Here is a 17,842-nt window from a genome sequence, read left to right as displayed (position 1 = left end):
CGAGCATCTGCTGCGCCGCCCCCAGGACCACCCGCCCCGAAGCCTCACCAAGGCAGCAGACCGAAGTGGATGGCGCCACCCGCCCCGAACGCCTGCTGCGATGGGGGAACATAGGGGATGGGGAGAAGGCGGGGATAAGTTGGGTGCGCATGTAGGGCGGCTCGCGAAGCGTGCCGCCGTTCCCAGATGCTACCGCTGCAAGGCGGCACGCTGCGCGAGCCGCCCTACGGTACTCGTTACACCGAGTAGTACATGTCGAACTCGACCGGGTGGGGGGTCGAGTTGTAGCGGGTGACCTCTTCCATTTTCAGGTCGATATAGCTGTCGATCTGGTCGTCGTTGAAGACGTCGCCTTTCTTGAGGAAGGCGCGGTCGGCGTCGAGCTCCTCGAGCGCCGACTGGAGCGAGCGGGCGACCGTGGGGATGTCTTTCTGCTCGGCCTCGCTCATCGCGTAGAGGTCCTGGTTCAGAGGATCGCCGGGGTGGATCTTGTTCTGGATACCGTCGAGGCCCGCCATGAAGAGGGCGGCGAAGGTGTAGTAGGGGTTGCCGCCCGCGTCGGGGAAGCGGGTCTCGATGCGCTTCGCTTTGGCCGAGCTGACCCATGGGATACGGATCGACGCCGAGCGGTTGCGGGCCGAGTAGGCGAGGAGCACCGGCGCTTCGAAGCCGGGCACCAGGCGCTTGTAGCTGTTGGTGGTGGCGTTGGCGAAGGCGTTGATGGCCTTGGCGTGTTTGATGATGCCGCCGATATAGTAGAGGCAGGTCTCGGAAAGCCCAGCATACTGATCACCGGCGAAGACGGGCTGGTCGTCCATCCAGATCGACTGGTGGACGTGCATGCCGGAGCCGTTGTCGTTGAGGACCGGCTTGGGCATGAAGGTCGCGGTCTTGCCGAAGCTGTCGGCGACCTGCTGCACCACGTATTTGTAGATCTGCATCTGATCGGCCATGTCGGTCAGCGTGCTGAACTTCATGCCGAGCTCGTGCTGCGACGGGGCGACCTCGTGGTGGTGCTTCTCCGGGCGGATGCCCATCTCGCGCATGTAGCGGAGCATCTCCGAGCGCATGTCCTGCTCGCTGTCGACGGGCGGGACGGGGAAGTAGCCGCCCTTGGCGCGCGGACGGTGGCCGAGGTTACCGCCCTCGATGGCGGCGTTCATGTTGTAGGGGCCTTCGTCGGAGTTGATGCGGAAGCCGATGGAGTTCTGGTTGGTCGAGATGCGTACGTCCTCGAAGACGAAGAACTCGGCCTCGGGTCCGAAGAAAGCTTTGTTGCCGATGCCGGTCTCCGCCAGATACGCCTCGGCGGCTTTGGCCGTGGTGCGGGGGTCGCGGTTGTAGGCCTTCATGCTCTCCGGCTCGAGCACGTCGCAGGTGATGGACAGAGTCTTGGCCGCGAAGAACGGGTCGATGATCGCCGTGTCGGTATCCGGCATCAGCACCATGTCGCTCTCGTTGATGGCCTTCCAGCCCGAGATCGAGGAGCCGTCGAACATGGAGCCGTCGCGGAAGAAGTCCTCGTCCACCATGTCCTTGTCGAAGGTGACGTGCTGCCACTTGCCCTTGGGGTCGGTGAAGCGAAGGTCGACATATTCGACGCCCTCGTCCTTGATCTTCTTGAGGACCTTGTCAGCGCTCATGGTTTGGGTTCTCCCCTTAGCAAGCCTGGTTTTGTTGCGGTGCACATGAAATGAGAATCAGCGTCGATGCAAGGTGAAAGCTCTGTGACGGCTGTCCTTCGCCTTCACGACGCCGCGGGCTCCTTCTTCTCGTCCTTCTTGCCGATCTTGGGCTCGGTCCCCTTGAGAAGGCGCTCGATATTGGGACGGTGACGCACGAAGATGACCAGCGTCATGAAGGCCACCCCGAAAAAGAGGATCCCCTTGCCCCCGCCCAAGTAAACGAAGGGCATGGCCACCGCCGTGACTAGGGCGGCGAGCGAGGAGATGCGGAAGATCGCCGCGGTGCCTATCCAGCAGGCGGCGGCGATGAGGATGCTGAAGGGCCAGAAGGCGAGGAGGGTGCCGAGATAGGTGGCCACGCCTTTGCCGCCCTTGAACTTGAGGTAGAGGGGGAAGCAGTGGCCTAGGAAAGCTGCAGCTCCTGCAACAGCGGCGAAGAGCGGGTCGCTGTCGGTCAGGATGCGGGCGATGAGGACGGCGATGGCCCCCTTGCCGCTGTCGAGGAGAAGGGTAGCGAGCGCCAGGTCCTTGCGGCCGGTGCGTAGGACGTTGGTGGCGCCAATATTGCCCGAGCCCATGGTGCGGATGTCGCCGAGCCCCGCCATCTTGGTCAGAACCAGACCGAAGGGGACCGAGCCGAGAAGATAGGCGCCGACGGCGACGAGGAGCAGCATCATCGCTCGGCCGCCCAGGCGAGGCACGCCATTCTCGTAGGGACTCCCATCTCCACCTGGGAGAGGATGAGGGAGCGGGAGGTGTCCTCGGCCACGTCGCTGTCGATCTCGATGCCGCGGTTGATGGGTCCTGGGTGCATGATGAAGGCCGTGGGTTTGGCGAAGCTCAGCGCCTCCATCGAGAGGCCGTAATCTGCCCGGTAGAGGGCCGGGTCGATGGGCAGCTCGTCGCCGAAGCGCTCGGTCTGGATGCGAAGGGCCATGACGACGTCTGCGCCGTCCAGGGCCTCGTCGCGGCTGGTGGTGGTGAGGTCCACCTGTTCGGAGAGCTTCTTCGAGGGAAGTAGGTCTTCGGGAGCGCAGAGGCGGACCTCCGCACCCATCCGCTTGAAGAGGGGGGCCGTGGAGGCAGCGACGCGGGAGTGGTAGAGGTCGCCCACGATGGCGACGGTGAGGCCTTCGAGACCGCCGGCAAGCTCCCGGTGGTGCGCCTTGAGGAGCGTGGCCGCGTCGAGCAGCGCCTGGGTGGGGTGGCCGAAGGCGCCTTCGCCTGCGTTGAGGATCGCGGTGCCGGCACCCATGGCCTTCAGCGCCGACTTGGCAGCGTCGATCGTGCCCGCGCCAGGGGCGCGAAGGACCAGGAGATCGACCCCCTGGGCCGCCACGGTCTGCACCGTGTCGCGCAGCGATTCGCCCTTCACCACTGAGGAGTTCTCCACCGGCAGGGTCATCACGTCGGCGCCGAGCCTGCGCCCGGCGATATGGAAGCTGAAAGTGGTCCTGGTGGAGGGCTCGTAGAAGACGTTGAGCTGAATGAGGTCGTCGAGGAGTTGCGGTAGCGCCTCCTCGCCGCGAAGCTTCGCGTCGAACTCCAGCGCCCTGGTCAGGATCTCCTTGACCGTGTCGTCGTTCATCGCACCGATATCGGTGAGGTGCCTCATCCCGTCTCCCCGCTTCTCATTCCCGCCAGCCTGTCCAGCGCACCTTGCAAGATAAAGCTGGCGGCGTGGCTGTCGATGACGGCTGCCCTTTTCGCGCGGGAAACGTCAAGGCCGATGAGTTCACGCTCTGCGGCGGCGGTCGAAAGGCGCTCGTCCCAGAACACCACGGGAAGCTCGGTGAGCTTGGCGAAATGGCTGCGGAAACCCCTGACGGACTGGGCCTTGGCGCCCATGGAGCCGTCCATGTTGCGAGGCATGCCCAGGACGAAGGCCGTCACATTCCGCTCGGCGGCTGTTGCGAGAATCACATCCGCATCGGCTGAGAACTTGGAACGCTTGATCGTGTGGACCGGTGTGGCCAGACTCTGGCCGGGGTCGCTGACCGCCAAACCGATGGTTTTGGTGCCGATGTCGAGACCGAGAAGAGGACCTTCGATGCTGCGAAGAGCGCTGATGTCGGTATTGCCGTTGGCCATGGCCGCGCTTGTGCCCCTGCTTTGCAGCTTTGCCAACGCCCAAGGCTCCAAAGGGTTCGACGTGCCGGAGTGGATCGGCGCCCATGTCGCCGACCAGGCTGAGCTTCTAGCCGGGCTGATCGGCCTGCCGAGGACCCCCTTCGTCGATCTGAAATATACCGGGCCGGAGGAGACCACGGGTCTTCGCACGGTTCACGGCAGGGCGGAGCCGGAGCGGTTCTCGATCACCCTGGCGGGCGCCTGGGAGGACCAGCACGCCGATGCGAGGCGGCAGCTCACCCGCAACGTCGCGCATGAGACCGCCCATGTGTTCCAATACTCACTCGGCGAGCCGAACGAGGCCCGCATGCTGCATGAGGGCTTCGCCGAAGCCATGGCGGTGGAGGCGCTTCTGTCCTGCGCGGAGAGCTGCGCGGGCGATGGCCACGGGCTGGAGGCGAAGCTCCGGCGCCAGTGCGGCGACGCCCTGCGCATGGGCATCCTGGCGTCGCAGGACAGCGCCGAGCGCAACTATGGCTGCGGCGGCGTGCTCACCTTGGAGGGCGCACGGGCAGCGGACCTGCCGGTGACCGAGCTCTACCGCCTCTTCGCCGCCGAGGGCCGGGACGAGCTGGCCCTGATGCGGGTGCTGGAGAAGAAGGCGGGGAAGGGGTTTGCCATCTCTGCCAAGGCGTTTCTCTACGGCGACTACCGGCTGGCCAAGCCTTCGGCTGTCTATGAACGGCTGCGGGCGGGGCAGCTTTAAGCCCTCGTCATCCCGGACGTAGCGAAGCGAAGATCCGGGACCCATGGACGAGGCTCTGCTTCTGTCGAGGCCTAAGTTTCTGTTTGGTCCATGGGTCCCGGATAACCCTACGGGTTTCCGGGATGACGCTGGATCGAAAGGGCTCGCGAAGGGCTTTCCCTTTATCCCGCACTGCGGTAGCTCCGCCCGCCATGAGCCTAGACGATGCTACCGTGAAGAAAGTCGCGAATTTGGCGCGCATCGCCATTCGCGACGAGGACGTGCCCCACCTGAAAGAGGAGCTGAACGGCATCCTCGGCTGGATCGAGCAGTTGCAGGAAGTCGATATCGAAGGCGTCGAGGCCATGACCTCCGTCGTCGAGACAGACATTCCCATGCGGACCGACATCACCGCCGACGGCCCCACCGGCGGCGGCCAGCCCGAGAACATCGTCGCCAATGCGCCGAAGACGGAAGATCACTTCTTCGTCGTGCCTAAGGTGGTGGAATAGATGACTGAGTTTGCAATTGGTCAGGAGTGGTCATTCGCTTCTCAGGATGCTTCCGGAAAGGCCATTGTCGGGGACGTTGGTCACGACATGGGTATCGATTGGGTTTCTGTGTACGTTCACAACCTGTCCGGTTTCGGCGCGAATACCCAACAAGACGATTTTGCTGGGCCAATTACGCACATGCCCTTCGAACGAAAAGCATTTGCCGATAGCGTCGATAGCCTTCTGGCCGCTGATAAAACTGTGCCGGAGTCTTTCTTCGTTGGATTCCGGACTTGGAGAGATGAGCTAGTCGCGGGGGATGCTGGCTGGTTTGATATCGATGTGGCTCGTGCGGTCGAGATGATTGTTGACACGCTGAATTCCAGAAAGTCCGTTCAATGACCGACCTTACCGCCAAGACCATCACCGAGCTGCGCTCGGGCCTGTCGGCCAAGGAGTTCTCCGCCGAGGAGGTGACCAAGGCCTATCTTCAGAGCGCTGAGGATGCCAGCGAGCTCAACGCTTACGTCAGGCTAACCCCCGAGCATGCCGTCGAGCAGGCCAAGGTCTCTGACCGTCGCATCGCTGACGGCTCGGCTCGGCCCCTGGAGGGCATCCCCCTAGGGATCAAGGACCTCTTCTGCACGAAGGGTATCGAGACCAACGCGGCGAGCAAGATCCTCAAGGATTTCCGCCCGGTCTACGAATCCACCGTCACTAGCAACCTTCTGCGCGACGGCGCGGTGTTCCTGGGCAAGCTGAACCTCGACGAGTTCGCCATGGGCAGCTCGAACGAAACCTCCGCCTACGGCCCGGTCATCAACCCCTGGCGGCGCGCTGGCGAGGACACGAAGCTCAGCCCAGGCGGCAGCTCCGGCGGTTCGTCCACAGCCGTCGCGGCCCATCTTTGCGCAGCGGCCACGGCCACGGACACCGGCGGCTCGATCCGTCAGCCTGCGGCGCTTACGGCCACGGTGGGCATCAAGCCGACCTACGGCAGGTGCTCGCGCTGGGGCATCGTCGCGTTTGCCAGCTCCCTCGATCAGGCAGGCCCTATCGCCCGCGACGTGCGCGACAGCGCGATCATGCTGACCTCGATGGCGGGGCACGATCCGGAGGATTCCACCTCCATCGAACGCCCCGTGCCCGACTACGAGAAAGCTCTCGAAGGCGGCGTAAAGGGCATGAAGATCGGCATCCCGAAGGAGTACCGCCTGGACGGCATGCCCTCTGAGATCGACGAGCTTTGGCAGAAGGGTGCGAAGCTTCTCGAAGAACAGGGCGCGGAGATCGTCGAAGTCTCGCTGCCTCTGACGAAATACGCTCTGCCGGTCTACTATATTGTGGCGCCCGCCGAGGCGTCCTCGAACCTCGCCCGCTATGACGGAGTGAAATACGGCCTGCGCGTCCATGACGACGACATCCACGAGATGTACCGCAAGACCCGCGCCGAAGGTTTTGGCCGCGAAGTGCAGCGGCGCCTCATGATCGGCACCTATGTGCTCTCGGCAGGCTATTACGACGCCTACTATCTCCGCGCACAGAAGGTCCGTAAGAAGATCGCCAATGAGATGGCGAGTGTCTTCCAAGACGTCGATCTTCTACTGACACCGTCCTCGCCCAGTGCCGCGTTCGGCCTCGGCGAGAAGAGCACGGACCCTGTCGAGATGTATCTCAACGACGTCTTCACCGTAACGGCGAACCTGGCCGGGACGCCCGGCATCTCGCTGCCGGCGGGGCTCGACGGTCAGGGCCTGCCGCTGGGGCTTCAGCTCCTGGCTCCAGCCTTCGGTGAAGAACAGATGCTGCGCGGCGCCTACGCCCTCGAAGAGGCGATCGGCTTCGACGCGCAGCCTTCGAAGTGGTGGAAATAATGGCAGAGACGAGAAACCTCCTCCGCGGCGAGACCGGCGACTGGGAAGTCGTGATCGGCATGGAGGTCCATGCCCAGGTCACCTCCAACTCCAAGCTCTTCTCCGGCGCGCCCGCCACCTACGGCGCTGGGCCGAACGAGAATGTGAGCTTGGTAGACGCGGCCATGCCCGGCATGCTGCCCGTCATCAACGCCTATTGCGTCGAGCAGGCGGTGCGCACGGGTCTGGGGCTGAACGCGAAGATCAACCTATGGTCCCGCTTCGACCGTAAGAACTATTTCTACCCTGACCTTCCGCAAGGCTACCAGATCAGCCAGTACGAGTTTCCCATCGTCGGTGAGGGAACGATCGAGGTGGAACTCGACGCAGAGCGCACCATAGAGGTGGGCATCGAGCGACTGCACCTGGAGCAGGACGCCGGCAAGTCGATCCACGACCTCGCCCCCCGCGAAAGCTATGTGGACCTCAACCGCTCCGGCGTCGCGCTGATGGAGATCGTCTCCAAGCCGCATATGCGCTCGGCGGAGGAGGCCTCGGCCTATTTCTCCAAGTTGCGCACCATCCTGCGTTACTTGGGCACGTGCGACGGCAACATGGATCAGGGCTCGATGCGGGCGGACGTCAACGTCTCGGTCTGTCGGGCGGGCAACTACGCGAAGTTTCTAGAGAGCGGCGATTTTTCTCACCTCGGCACACGGACGGAGACGAAGAACGTCAACTCCATCCGCTTCGTCCGCCAGGTGGTGGACTACGAGGCGCGGCGCCAGATCCAGGTGCTGGAGGCGGGCGGCTCCATCGACCAGGAGACGCGGCTCTTCGACGTGAAGTCCGGCGAGACCCGGACCATGCGCTCGAAGGAGGACGCCCACGACTACCGCTACTTCCCCGACCCCGACCTTCTGCCGCTGACGATCACGCAGGAAGCGGTGGACAATATCCGCGCCGAGCTGCCTGAGCTGCCGGACGCGAAGAAGCACCGCTTCGTCGGCGTGTACGGACTCTCCGCCTACGACGCGTCGGTCCTGGTCATGGACAAGGACAAGGCGGACTATTTTGAGCGGGTCGCAGGCGGCAGGGACGGCAAGCTCGCCTCGTCCTGGGTGACGACGGAGCTGTTCGGGCTTCTCAACAAGACCAACACCAACATCTTGGAAAGCCCGGTGACGGCGGACCAGCTCGGCGCCCTGATCGACCTGATCCAGGATCAGACAATCTCGGGCAAGATCGCCAAGCAGGTCTTCGAGTTGATGCTGACCGAGGACGCGGGCAAGGACCCCAAGGACATCGTCGAGGCTCGCGGGCTGAAACAGGTCACCGATACCGGCGCGCTGGAAGCTGCCGCCGACAAGATCATCGCCGAGAACCCCGAACAGGTCGCCAAGGTCAAGGACAAGCCTAAGGCCCTCGGCTGGTTCGTCGGTCAGGTGATGAAGGAGACCGGCGGCAAGGCCAACCCGCAAGCGGTGAACGCGATCCTGAAGCAGAAGCTGGGGCTGGAATAGGACGGCGCGCTACCGCGCACCGTCTGCTGTCTACTGATGACCCGCCAAGGTCTGCATCAGGGTGTGGGCTTGGTCCTCGGTGATATGGCCCGCCCGGACTTCCTTCATCAGGCCGCTGCGGATGCGCATGGTCAGCACCAGGCGATCCTCCGGTGTCAGCTCGCTCATGCTGTCCGGGCTCGCGCCTAGCTCATAGCTCTTCACGAAGTCGTTGGTGGAGCGCTGGATGTTCTTCTCAATCTTCTTCTGAACGCTGCTCTCAACGATGCCCGCCCGCTCAAAGATATCGGGATGGGCGGCCATCATACCGCGAAAGATGGCCATGGCTCCCTCGGCCATCGCGGTGCTTTCGGAAGCGTGCACGGAAGCGGGTGGTCCGTAGACCTCCGCAGCGGCAGGGACGGCGAGGGATAGGGATAGAGCGGCAAGGACGAGTTTCATTGGTGACCTCCTGTGATCCTGACAGCAGGGCCGGACGATACGGCTAACCCAGCAAGGCAGCCAAGGCGAGATACTCCGAAACACTGACGTTCTCGGCTCGCGAAGTCTCGTTCAGACCTGTCTGCTCCCATACTTCGCTGAGGCGTCCCGGAAAGATACACTTCAGGCTCTGACGCAGCATTTTCCGCCGCTGACCGAAGGCTGCCTCGGTGACGCGCTCCAGGGCGGGCAGAAGGTCGGGGCGTCCCGTGTCCTCGAAGACGAGGACGGAGCTGTCGACTTTCGGCGGCGGGGTGAAAGCTCTGGCCGGAAGGTGGAAGCCGAGGGACGGGCGGCTCGCGGCCTGGGCAAGGACAGAGAGCCTGCCGTAAGCCTTGGTGCCTGGCTCGGCGAGGATGCGGTCGCCGACCTCGCGCTGGAACATCAGCACCATGCGCCGCCAGAAGCGGGGCTTCGCCGTCAGCCATTTGACGAGCAGCTCGGTGGAGATGTTGTAGGGCAGGTTGGAGGCGACCACCGCCGTTTGCGGGGCGAGGGCGGTTTCGTCCGCCTTCAGCGCATCGGTCTCGGCGTAGCGCAGGCGGCCCGTTGCCTCGGCCAGCTCGTCGAGGATCGGTACGATGCGGTGATCCCGCTCGATGGCGAAGACCTCCGCACCCGTATCAAGCAGCGCACGGGTGAGGCCGCCGGGGCCGGGGCCGACCTCTAGCACCGTCTCGCCCGGCTTCAGCTCGCAGAGCCCTGCGATCTTCCGTGTCAGGTTGAGATCGAGGAGGAAGTGCTGACCGAGGCCCTTCTTGGCCGCCAGCCCGTGCTCGGCGATCACCTCCCGAAGCGGGGGGAGGGCTTCGAGGCTCACGAGGTCTGCTGCCGCTGCTCGATGGCGGCCATCTGGGCGGCCATGCGCATGGCGGCGAAGGTGCTGTCGGGACGGGCGACGCCCTTGCCTGCGATGTCGAGGCCGGTGCCGTGATCGGGGCTGGTCCTGATGAAGGGGAGGCCGAGGGTGACGTTCACGGCGTCGTGGAAGGCGAGGGTCTTGATGGGGATCAGCGCCTGGTCGTGATACATGCAGAGGGCTGCGTCATAGGCGCGCCGCGCTTCTTCGTGGAACATGGTGTCGGCGGGGAAGGGGCCGAAGGCGTCGATGCCTTGGGCACGCAGCGCCTCGATGGCCGGGACGATGACGTCCTTTTCCTCCGTGCCGAGATGACCGTCCTCCCCCGCATGGGGGTTGAGGCCGGAGACGGCGATCCGGGGGCGGGCCACACCTAGGCGACTCTGAAGATCGGCCGCCAGCACCTGCGCCTTGGCGACAATCTTCTCGGTGCTGAGCGCGGCTGGGACCTGCGATAGGGGCTGGTGGACGGTGGCGGGCACGGTGCGGAAGCTGCCTGCAGCAAGCATCATCACGGCGCGCGCGTTCGCTGCCTCCTCGGCAGGAAGATACTCTCGGCCCAGCGCTTCGAGATACTCCGTATGCCCTGGGTGCGGGAAGTCTGCCTCCTGCAGCACCGACTTCTGGATCGGCAGGGTGACGACAGCGCCTGCCTCGCCTTTCATCGTATGACGGACAGCCTGCCCGATGGATGCGATGACGAACGGCGCCGTTGCCGCCGAAGGTTTGCCCGGTTCGGCGTCCATGAGCGCCGTAAGGCCATGGCCCGCGACCTGGAGCACCGGCAGGCCTTCCTTGAAGGCGGAGGCGGCCTCGGCAGGGGCGGTGATGGTGGTGATCTGAAACGGCAGGGACGCTGATCTTGCTAGCTTTGCCACGCGGGCAGGGTCGTCAATGAGGAAGAACGCCGGACCCTGACGATCCGGCGTTCTCAGCGCTTCGTAGATCTTGAACAGGATCTCCGTGCCGATGCCGGCAGGCTCACCCATGCTGACCGCCAGCGGCAGCCCTCCTCGGACAGCCATCAGCTCTCCTGCATCGGCTCGTCGCGGAAGAGGCGGATGTCGACATCGCTGTCGCGCTCCACATCGCGCAGGTAGCGCCGAGAGAGAAGCTGGAACTGGTTGCCCATCAGCTTGCTGCGGACCACGCGGCGGCGGGGCAGGCCCATGCCCTCGTCCATCTCGCAGACATAGACCATGTGGTAGTTGTCGGTGCTCTCCAGAAGCGGGGAGATGTCGCCCCGCTTCATGTCGAGGAGCGTGTCCTGAAAGGGCTCGCGGACGACGGAGATCGGCACCATCTGGATGAGCTCGACGCCGATGCCCTGGCCGAGATCCACACTCAGACCGTCCGAGTTGCACGCATTAGTCAGGGGCAGGCGGCTGAGTTTCTCCTCGGCCTCGCGGCGGCTGTACATGCCCTTAGGAACCGCCGCGTAGGCCAGCTCGTAGGAGGGATCGCCCTTCTCGGCGGCCTCGCGCTTGGAGCGCATGGCGATCAGCTTGAGGATCTGGCCGTTCTCGACCTCGATCGGTGTGCTGACATTGCCTTCGCTGAGCTGCTCGATCACCTCGGCTACGGGTTCTTCGACCTCGGGCAGGCGCGTCCAGCCGAGATCGCCGCCGCGGGCCGCGGAGGGGCAGACGGAGAACTGCTGGGCCAGGGCCTGGAAGGGCACGCCCTGCTGCATCTGGCCGAGCATCTGCATGCCGACATTGTAGATGCGCTCGCGCTCGCCCTCATCGTTCACGGGAAGGCAGATCTCGGAGAGGAGATACTGCTCGGCGGACTGCTCGGCGCGCATGTCGGAGAGCATGTCGTCGATCTCGCCCTCGGTGATGTTCACCCGGCTGCGGTAGCGGCCGCGGATGAGGGTCTCCCAGGCGTTGTCGACGCGGATCTTGTCCTGCAGCTTCTCGATGGCGATGCCGGAGGCCTGAAGGTCCCTGGCCAGCGAATCGATCGTGCCGCCGCCGCTGGCCGCAATCCGGGCCAGCTCGCTCAGCACCTCCTCGTCGGGGACCTGGATGCCGAACTCCTCGACCTCCTGGCGCTTGAGCTCCTCCTCGATGAGGTCGCGAAGGGCCTGTTCCTGGAACTGGCGCTCGGCGCCCTCGGGAATGCCGCCGCCGGAGGTGACCAGCAGAAGGAGAAGGCGCTGCTGGACGTCGAAGGTGGAGATGGGTTTGTCGTTCACGGTGGCGGCGACGGCGTCGCCCATGGTCTGGTCGTCCTGCGCCACGGCCATCGCCATAGCGCTCGCACTTGCAGCCAAAAGCCCTGCGAACAGTCTGCGCATCATCAACCCCAACGTTCTGCCTTGGCGATCTTGTAGCGATGTAACGCTACGGCGGGAAGGTGCCTGCCCGTGAAAAGGCCTTCAGGAGAGGGGCGGCTCGTCATAGGTCAGCACCGCCTTGCCGATCAGGTCGCCCTCCTGCATCGAGCTATGGGCCTCCTCGGCCTGGGAGAAGGGGACGGTGAGGCTAATGGCGGGCTTGAGCTTGCCGCTGGCGAGGAGGGGGAGAACGTCGCTCTCCACGCGGCTGCGCAGCCTCGACTTTTCCTCTACGCTGCGCGCGCGGAGGGTGGAGCCGGTGAGGGTGAGCCTTCGCCGCATAATGTCGACGATGCTGACGGTCGCCTCCATTCCGCCCTGGAAGGCGATGGAGACGTGGCGGCCCATCGGTCTCAGCATCGCCAGGTTGCGGGGGACGTAGTCGCCGCCGACCATGTCGAGCACCACGTCGCAGCCGCCAGCCTCGCTCATTCCGGCGGACCAGTCCTCCTCGCGGTAGTTCCAGACCTTGGCGAAGCCCAGGCGCCCCGCCGCGTCGACCTTCTCGGCAGTGCCTGCGGTGCCGTAGCACTCGGCCCCCATGGCATTGGCGAGCGCCGCGGCCATGGTGCCGATCCCGGAGGTGGCACCGTGGACGAAGAGCCGCTCGCCCTTCTTGAGGCCGCCATCTTCGAAGACGTTGGTCATCACGGTGAAGGCCGTCTCGGGGACCGCGGCGCCCTCCGCATCGCTGAGGGCGTCCGGCAGCATCATCACCGAGCCTTCATCGGCGACGGCGTGGCTGGCGTAGCCGCCCCCTGGAACCAGGGCCATGACCCGATCGCCGGGCTCGAAACGGGTCACGCCGGACCCGACCTTCTCCACCTGACCGGCGATTTCGAGGCCGAGGGACTGGGGCGCTCCTTCCGGCGGCGGGTAGAGCCCGGCGCGCTGGAGGAGATCAGGTCTGTTCACCCCTGCTGCAGCTACTCTAATGAGCACCTGGTCCTGTCCCGGCTCCGGTGTCCCCTGGCTACGCCACACAAGCGTTCCGTTATCCACAAAACAAGCAAACACGCGGCCTCCAGCGGTTGAGCGTAACCTAGATGAACCCCCTCATTGGCATATTAGAAAGACTTCTCAAGCTACAGAATCACTATGGAACCATGGCGTCCAAGGGGGCACGGCAGGAGGGCATGACGAGTTCGCGGGGCAGAACCTGGCAGCATGCGCTGGCGCGCCGCTCGGCCGCCGCGCTCGTATTGTTGCTGGCCGTCACCTCCGGCGGTGCCCTGCTCCAGTATTTCTCCGCTCACCAGAGGGGGGAGGACCTGTCTCCGCTTCTCATGAAGGCGTCCGAGCAGGCGCGGCTGGTCGATCACATCGCCAGCCTGACGGACCGCATCGAGCTGACTGGGTCAATTTGTCCCGAAGGCCGCTTCTGCGGCGAGCTGGCGCAGGCCGCGGTCAGCCTCGAGAGAAACCGCGAGGAGCTGCTTCGCGCTGTCGAAGAGCTCGGCTCGTCCCCGGCGGCGTCGCTCGGCCGGGAGCTTCTGACTTCGGGGGCTACCAGCGTCGATGCCGAGACGCATCTCCTGGCCATGCATGCACGGGCGGTTGCTGCCGGTGGTCACGTCTCGTTCCGGCGGGACGAGTTCTCCGGGACGGAGACGGCATTGCGGCAGAACTACTTGATGATGGTTGATGCCGTGGCGAGCCAGGGCGGAAGACCGTCCCCTGCGGCGCTGCCGTTTCTAGTCGTCCACCTCGTCTCCAGTGCCCTCGCGGCTGTTCTCCTCTGGCTTTCCCTCATCCGTCCCCTCACGAGGCGGACGGCCGAGTTCATTCAGCGTCAGGAGGAAAGCCGCCAACGTGCGCGGCTCGCGCTCCTGGACGAGAGGGAGAAAGCGACCGAGCAGATCGAGCGCATGGATGAGGCCAGGGAAGCGTTCGCCGCCCCGCTGGATGCCATGATCGGCCACGCAAGAAAGCTCGGCGAGACCGGACAGGCCGCCCCTGAAACGCTTAGGACCATGCGCGAGGCGAGCGACACGCTCATGGCCGTGCTGACGGACCTCTTCGGACCGGACCAAGAAGCGGCGCCAAGCGGGAAGGAAAGGGCGCAGCCCGTCGATCTGCAGGCAGGCATCCAGTCGCTTCTGGGCTCAGCGGAGCGGCTTGCGCGGCGAAAGGGCGCCGTGCTGACCGTGCGTTCCGAGGTCCCCGCCGACCTCATGGTCGATCTTCCGAAGGAGGAGATCCGGCGGCTCGTCACGGTGCTGATCGCCGATACGCTTAGAGCCAGCGGCAAGGTCAAGGGCTCTCTCCGGGTCCAGTCCAGCGAGACCGACGAGCACCAGATCACCCTCGCTATCACCTTTACCCTGGAAGGCGTGAGCGGAGAGAGGGCCAAAGCCGAAACTCCGCAAACCGATGGTGTGGTGCGGCGCCTTCTCCAGGCTGTGGGCGGAACGCTGAAGGGGCTGGGCAGCGGTTTCAAACTCACCCTGCCGCTTCGCAAGCTCGCGGGTGCTTCAGGGTCGAACGACCGCGCGGCGCAGCGCCAGGTGCTGATCGTGGACGACGTAGCCCCCAACCGGCTGCAGTTCGCGGCGATGGTCGAGGTGATGGGCGGCAAGGCCGTCACCGAAGCCAACGGCGTGATGGGGGTCAGGCGCGCGCTCGAAGACGTCTACGACATCATCCTCATGGACATCTCCATGCCGGTCATGGACGGGATCGAGGCTACACGGACGATCCGCAGCGGCAGCGGCCCGAACGCCTCGACGCCGATCGTCGCGGTCACCGCCCATGCCGGTTCCGACGGAGGCGAGCAGCTTTTGGGGAGGGGTTTCGACGCGGTGGTGCACAAGCCGCTCACCGGCGATAAACTCGCGCGCATCATGGACCGTTTCACCGAGGCCGTCCCCGCCGACCAGAAGAAGAACGGCGGCACAGCATGCTGAGTTTGGTCGCAGCGCTGTCGGCCCTAGCCGCCGAGCCGCTTCAGGCGGTGGTGGCCCGCATCGAGGGTAGCTCGAGCGTGGCGCCGGTGATCGAGGAGGCCCTTTCCGAAGAGCAGCTTCGCGGCGTCAGGCTGGTTCCCACGGGAACCAATGCCGGGCTCGAAGCCATCTGCAGCGAGAACAGGATCGCCATGGTCGGCGCGTCTCGCCAGGTGAGCGAGCAGGAGCTTGCCGCATGCGGACAGAACGGGCGGCGCGAGCTGGTCGAAGTCTCGCTCGGCACCCTGGCGCTGGTCCTGGCCGAAGGGCAGGGCGGCAGGCGCGGCGGGTTCCGGCCGGACCTTCTGGAGCTCTACCTGGCCCTGGCGGCCTATGTGCCCAGAGAGGTCGATAGAGACGAAGAGATCTGCACCCTCCAGCCCAACCCGGCTGCGACGTGGAAGGATGTCGCTCGCAACCTTCCGGAACGCCGGATCAGGTTCTATGGACCGCCGCCGAGCTCGGCGAGCCGCAAGCTGATCATCGACGAGGTGCTGGTGAAAGGTGCACGCGGCATCCCCTGCCTCGCCGAACTGGAGCGAAAAGACCCCGAGGGCTTCGCGAGGGCGGTCACCCTGAGAAGCGACGGGGCATGGCTCGACACCGGCGAGAACGATGCCGCGGTCGCTGCCGCGCTGCGCATGAACGGGGCGGCGCTGGCCTTTCTCGGCGAGCACGGCTTTGAAGCTGCAAGCGGCCTGTCAGCCGTGCCGGTGGGGGGCAGGGCACACGAGGATAAGGACTACCCGCTGACGGCTCCGGCCTATCTCTACCTCGATCCTGAGCTGATGAACGAGCCCGCGACCAGACGCCTCGTCCGCCGCCTGCAGCCCGACAGCAGCAAGGTCAGGACCAGGCGGACCGAGCTTTCCAGGACCGGCGAGGATGAGACGGACGCTGCCGGACGCTCGCGGATCACCCGGACGCCCTAAAACTATTTCAACACCTGTCCGTTTGTGGGTGGCCCGGATGTTGCTCCTGAGCGCTCAAGACGCCATGCTGGTCCGGCACATGCTTGCCGCAGCAGGGGCGGAAGGCGAGCGACGAAGGGATAAGACGTGGGCACGGGTCAGCTACATTCGATCACCGGGGACGACAGCGAGAACAAGATCGCGCCCTTCGTCACCTCGAAGGTGTTCAACAACCTCTTCGCCACCGGCATGGAGCTGGTGGAGGAGACGGCGCTCTATCTCGACGAGGACGGCAAGCATGCCGCCCGGACCCTGCCGCGCGAGGCGGCGCTGGCCTATGCCGGGCTCTCCATGCGCCTCACCACGCGTCTGATGCAGATCGCCTCCTGGCTCCTCGTTCTGCGCGCCGTGCGCGACAACGAGATGTCCGAAGCCGAAGCCAGCGACGAGAAGTACCGGATCGGCGCTGCCGAGGGCGGTGCCCTGTCCCGCGGGCTGACGGCGGGGCTACCCGAGCGGATGACGGCCCTGGTCGAGGACACGGACACGCTGTTCGGACGAATCGCCCGCCTCGACCGCGAGATCTTCCGCCCTGACGATGTCCGCTCGGTGGACGGCGATGCCAAGGGTCAGCTCGCCGCGCTTCACAACGCCTTCGGTAGCTGAGCTTCGGCGAAGGGCCGCATGGCCAAGCTGCACCCCGCGTGCTTATCTGCCTCGCAAGACGTCTGATTCCTGCGAGGCCCGGCCATGTCCGATCTTGAAACCTTCCGCTCCGAGACCCGCCAGTGGCTCGAGGAGAACTGTCCCCAGACCATGCGCGGCGACTACACTGGCGAGAACGCATGCTGGGGCGGGCGCAAGTGGGAGTTCACCTCAGAGGACCAGAAGCTGTGGCTCGACCGCATGGCGGAGCGCGGCTGGACCGTGCCCACCTGGCCGAAGGCCTACGGCGGCGGCGGTCTATCGAAGGACGAGGCCGAGGTACTGCGCGAGGAGATGAAGCGCATCCGCGCCTTCCCGCCGCACGAGAACTTCGGCATCTCCATGCTTGGCCCGGCCCTTCTGAAGTTCGGCACAGAGGAGCAGAAGAAGCACTTCCTGCCCCCCATCGCCCGCGGCGAGATCCGCTGGTGCCAGGGCTATTCCGAGCCCGGTTCGGGCTCCGACCTCGCCTCGATCAAAACCAAGGCCGAGGATAAAGGCGATCACTGGCTAATCAACGGGCAGAAGGTCTGGACCTCCTATGCCGACAAGGCCGACTGGATCTTCTGCCTGACGCGCACGGACAGTTCGGGTCCGAAGCACCAGGGCATCTCCTTCATGCTGTTCGACATGGAGACCCCCGGCGTCTCCACCAAGCCGATCAAGCTGATTTCCGGCCGCTCGCCCTTCTGCGAGACCTTCCTGGACGATGTGAAGGTGCCGAAGACTGGCATGGAGGTGGTGGGCGAAGTGGGAGAGGGCTGGCGCGTGGCCACCTACCTCCTCACCCATGAGCGCGAGATGATCTCCGGCATGTTCGGCGCCGGCGCCAGCCGCTTCGTCGGCCAGATCGCCGCCCATGAGCTGGGCACGAACGAGAAGGGCGAGCTCGAGGACGGCATGCTCCGCGCACGCGCCGCGCAGACGGACCTCGACGGCTGGGCCTTCATGACGCTGATGAAAGCCGTCAAGGACCGTGCGGAGGCGGGCGAGAGCCTGGGAGCCATGTCCTCCGCCCTCAAATACTACGGCACGGAGCTCAACAAGCGGCGCTACGAGCTGATGATGGACATTGGCGGCACGGACGAGCTCGAATGGGAAACCGACCGCAACAAGGACGGCGACCGCGCAAGGAGCTGGCTGAGGACGAGGGCCAACTCGATCGAGGGCGGGACGAGCGAGATCCAGTTGAATATTATCAGTAAGCGGATTTTGGAGCTGCCGGGGTAGA

At 65.0% G+C, this 17,842-nt stretch carries 18 protein-coding genes; 9 read left to right on the top strand and 9 right to left on the bottom strand.

Annotated features, from left to right (window positions below):
• Positions 1 to 236: 236 nt before the first annotated feature.
• The 4 genes from glnA to ruvX form a co-directional block, all read right to left on the bottom strand.
• Positions 237 to 1,643, bottom strand: a complete 1,407-nt coding sequence (gene glnA / locus NOG11_RS14350) for a type I glutamate--ammonia ligase (RefSeq protein ID WP_256620495.1) — start codon at positions 1,641 to 1,643, stop codon at positions 237 to 239.
• A gap of 104 nt (positions 1,644 to 1,747) precedes the next feature.
• Entirely contained in the window at positions 1,748 to 2,362 is a 615-nt protein-coding gene (gene plsY, locus NOG11_RS14345; protein WP_370468304.1) for a glycerol-3-phosphate 1-O-acyltransferase PlsY, read from the bottom strand.
• On the bottom strand, positions 2,359 to 3,300 hold the full coding sequence (locus NOG11_RS14340; RefSeq protein ID WP_256620493.1) for an aspartate carbamoyltransferase catalytic subunit: 942 nt from the start codon (positions 3,298 to 3,300) through the stop codon (positions 2,359 to 2,361). Before NOG11_RS14340 ends, plsY begins: the two co-directional genes overlap by 4 nt.
• Entirely contained in the window at positions 3,297 to 3,776 is a 480-nt protein-coding gene (gene ruvX / locus NOG11_RS14335; RefSeq protein WP_256620492.1) for a Holliday junction resolvase RuvX, read from the bottom strand. Before ruvX ends, NOG11_RS14340 begins: the two co-directional genes overlap by 4 nt.
• On the opposite strand from ruvX, the gene NOG11_RS14330 reads away from it, so the two are divergent.
• From NOG11_RS14330 to gatB, 5 genes are all read left to right on the top strand, one after another.
• Positions 3,754 to 4,521 carry a hypothetical protein gene (locus NOG11_RS14330; protein ID WP_256620491.1) on the top strand — a complete coding sequence of 256 codons (768 nt, stop codon included), beginning with the start codon at positions 3,754 to 3,756 and terminating at the stop codon, positions 4,519 to 4,521. The two genes, ruvX and NOG11_RS14330, sit on opposite strands and share 23 nt — an antisense overlap.
• A gap of 191 nt (positions 4,522 to 4,712) precedes the next feature.
• Entirely contained in the window at positions 4,713 to 5,012 is a 300-nt protein-coding gene (gatC, locus tag NOG11_RS14325) for an Asp-tRNA(Asn)/Glu-tRNA(Gln) amidotransferase subunit GatC (protein ID WP_256620490.1), read from the top strand.
• The gene (locus NOG11_RS14320) at positions 5,013 to 5,396 is read left to right on the top strand and encodes a hypothetical protein (protein ID WP_256620489.1); all 384 of its coding nucleotides are present in this window, start codon (positions 5,013 to 5,015) and stop codon (positions 5,394 to 5,396) included. It abuts the gene before it with no gap.
• Entirely contained in the window at positions 5,393 to 6,868 is a 1,476-nt protein-coding gene (gene gatA / locus NOG11_RS14315) for an Asp-tRNA(Asn)/Glu-tRNA(Gln) amidotransferase subunit GatA (RefSeq protein WP_256620488.1), read from the top strand. The genes NOG11_RS14320 and gatA overlap by 4 nt, the downstream gene beginning before the upstream one ends.
• Positions 6,868 to 8,370, top strand: a complete 1,503-nt coding sequence (gene gatB / locus NOG11_RS14310) for an Asp-tRNA(Asn)/Glu-tRNA(Gln) amidotransferase subunit GatB (RefSeq protein WP_256620486.1) — start codon at positions 6,868 to 6,870, stop codon at positions 8,368 to 8,370. The genes gatA and gatB overlap by 1 nt, the downstream gene beginning before the upstream one ends.
• A 30-nt stretch (positions 8,371 to 8,400) precedes the next feature.
• Here gatB and NOG11_RS14305 read toward each other — a convergent pair whose 3' ends face one another.
• The 5 genes from NOG11_RS14305 to NOG11_RS14285 form a co-directional block, all read right to left on the bottom strand.
• Positions 8,401 to 8,811 carry a hypothetical protein gene (locus NOG11_RS14305; RefSeq protein WP_256620485.1) on the bottom strand — a complete coding sequence of 137 codons (411 nt, stop codon included), beginning with the start codon at positions 8,809 to 8,811 and terminating at the stop codon, positions 8,401 to 8,403.
• A gap of 43 nt (positions 8,812 to 8,854) precedes the next feature.
• Positions 8,855 to 9,670 carry a 16S rRNA (adenine(1518)-N(6)/adenine(1519)-N(6))-dimethyltransferase RsmA gene (gene rsmA, locus NOG11_RS14300; RefSeq protein ID WP_256620484.1) on the bottom strand — a complete coding sequence of 272 codons (816 nt, stop codon included), beginning with the start codon at positions 9,668 to 9,670 and terminating at the stop codon, positions 8,855 to 8,857.
• On the bottom strand, positions 9,667 to 10,734 hold the full coding sequence (gene pdxA, locus NOG11_RS14295) for a 4-hydroxythreonine-4-phosphate dehydrogenase PdxA (RefSeq protein ID WP_256620483.1): 1,068 nt from the start codon (positions 10,732 to 10,734) through the stop codon (positions 9,667 to 9,669). The genes rsmA and pdxA overlap by 4 nt, the downstream gene beginning before the upstream one ends.
• Positions 10,734 to 12,011: a peptidylprolyl isomerase gene (locus NOG11_RS14290; protein ID WP_256620482.1), complete on the bottom strand. Its 1,278-nt coding sequence runs from the start codon at positions 12,009 to 12,011 to the stop codon at positions 10,734 to 10,736. Before NOG11_RS14290 ends, pdxA begins: the two co-directional genes overlap by 1 nt.
• Positions 12,012 to 12,092: 81 nt before the next feature.
• Entirely contained in the window at positions 12,093 to 13,034 is a 942-nt protein-coding gene (locus NOG11_RS14285; protein WP_256620481.1) for an NAD(P)H-quinone oxidoreductase, read from the bottom strand.
• Positions 13,035 to 13,186: 152 nt separating this feature from the next.
• Between NOG11_RS14285 and NOG11_RS14280 the strand changes: the two genes are divergently transcribed.
• From NOG11_RS14280 to NOG11_RS14265, 4 genes are all read left to right on the top strand, one after another.
• Entirely contained in the window at positions 13,187 to 14,956 is a 1,770-nt protein-coding gene (locus tag NOG11_RS14280) for a response regulator (protein ID WP_256620480.1), read from the top strand.
• On the top strand, positions 14,950 to 15,927 hold the full coding sequence (locus tag NOG11_RS14275; protein ID WP_256620479.1) for a substrate-binding domain-containing protein: 978 nt from the start codon (positions 14,950 to 14,952) through the stop codon (positions 15,925 to 15,927). The genes NOG11_RS14280 and NOG11_RS14275 overlap by 7 nt, the downstream gene beginning before the upstream one ends.
• 126 nt (positions 15,928 to 16,053) lie before the next feature.
• Positions 16,054 to 16,572 (top strand): DUF1465 family protein, encoded by a 519-nt coding sequence (locus NOG11_RS14270; RefSeq protein ID WP_256620477.1) that lies wholly within the window; start codon positions 16,054 to 16,056, stop codon positions 16,570 to 16,572.
• A gap of 84 nt (positions 16,573 to 16,656) precedes the next feature.
• Positions 16,657 to 17,841, top strand: coding sequence for an acyl-CoA dehydrogenase family protein (locus NOG11_RS14265; RefSeq protein ID WP_256620475.1), 1,185 nt, complete (start codon positions 16,657 to 16,659; stop codon positions 17,839 to 17,841).
• Position 17,842 lies beyond the last annotated feature (1 nt).

The organism is Parvularcula maris (genome assembly GCF_024505085.1).
Classification (GTDB): Bacteria; Pseudomonadota; Alphaproteobacteria; order Caulobacterales; family Parvularculaceae; genus Parvularcula; species Parvularcula maris.
This window is presented reverse-complemented; position numbering and strand designations above follow the sequence as displayed.

Excerpts from the sequence above, each read along its gene's own strand:
- glnA (WP_256620495.1), bottom strand. The coding sequence starts at position 1,643 with ATGAGCGCTGACAAGGTCCTCAAGAAGATCAAGGACGAGGGCGTCGAA.
- plsY (WP_370468304.1), bottom strand. The coding sequence starts at position 2,362 with ATGATGCTGCTCCTCGTCGCCGTCGGCGCCTATCTTCTCGGCTCGGTC.
- NOG11_RS14340 (WP_256620493.1), bottom strand. The coding sequence starts at position 3,300 with ATGAGGCACCTCACCGATATCGGTGCGATGAACGACGACACGGTCAAG.
- NOG11_RS14330 (WP_256620491.1), top strand. The coding sequence starts at position 3,754 with ATGTCGGTATTGCCGTTGGCCATGGCCGCGCTTGTGCCCCTGCTTTGC.
- ruvX (WP_256620492.1), bottom strand. The coding sequence starts at position 3,776 with ATGGCCAACGGCAATACCGACATCAGCGCTCTTCGCAGCATCGAAGGT.
- gatC (WP_256620490.1), top strand. The coding sequence starts at position 4,713 with ATGAGCCTAGACGATGCTACCGTGAAGAAAGTCGCGAATTTGGCGCGC.
- NOG11_RS14320 (WP_256620489.1), top strand. The coding sequence starts at position 5,013 with ATGACTGAGTTTGCAATTGGTCAGGAGTGGTCATTCGCTTCTCAGGAT.
- gatA (WP_256620488.1), top strand. The coding sequence starts at position 5,393 with ATGACCGACCTTACCGCCAAGACCATCACCGAGCTGCGCTCGGGCCTG.
- gatB (WP_256620486.1), top strand. The coding sequence starts at position 6,868 with ATGGCAGAGACGAGAAACCTCCTCCGCGGCGAGACCGGCGACTGGGAA.
- NOG11_RS14305 (WP_256620485.1), bottom strand. The coding sequence starts at position 8,811 with ATGAAACTCGTCCTTGCCGCTCTATCCCTATCCCTCGCCGTCCCTGCC.
- pdxA (WP_256620483.1), bottom strand. The coding sequence starts at position 10,734 with ATGGCTGTCCGAGGAGGGCTGCCGCTGGCGGTCAGCATGGGTGAGCCT.
- NOG11_RS14290 (WP_256620482.1), bottom strand. The coding sequence starts at position 12,011 with ATGCGCAGACTGTTCGCAGGGCTTTTGGCTGCAAGTGCGAGCGCTATG.
- NOG11_RS14280 (WP_256620480.1), top strand. The coding sequence starts at position 13,187 with ATGACGAGTTCGCGGGGCAGAACCTGGCAGCATGCGCTGGCGCGCCGC.
- NOG11_RS14275 (WP_256620479.1), top strand. The coding sequence starts at position 14,950 with ATGCTGAGTTTGGTCGCAGCGCTGTCGGCCCTAGCCGCCGAGCCGCTT.
- NOG11_RS14265 (WP_256620475.1), top strand. The coding sequence starts at position 16,657 with ATGTCCGATCTTGAAACCTTCCGCTCCGAGACCCGCCAGTGGCTCGAG.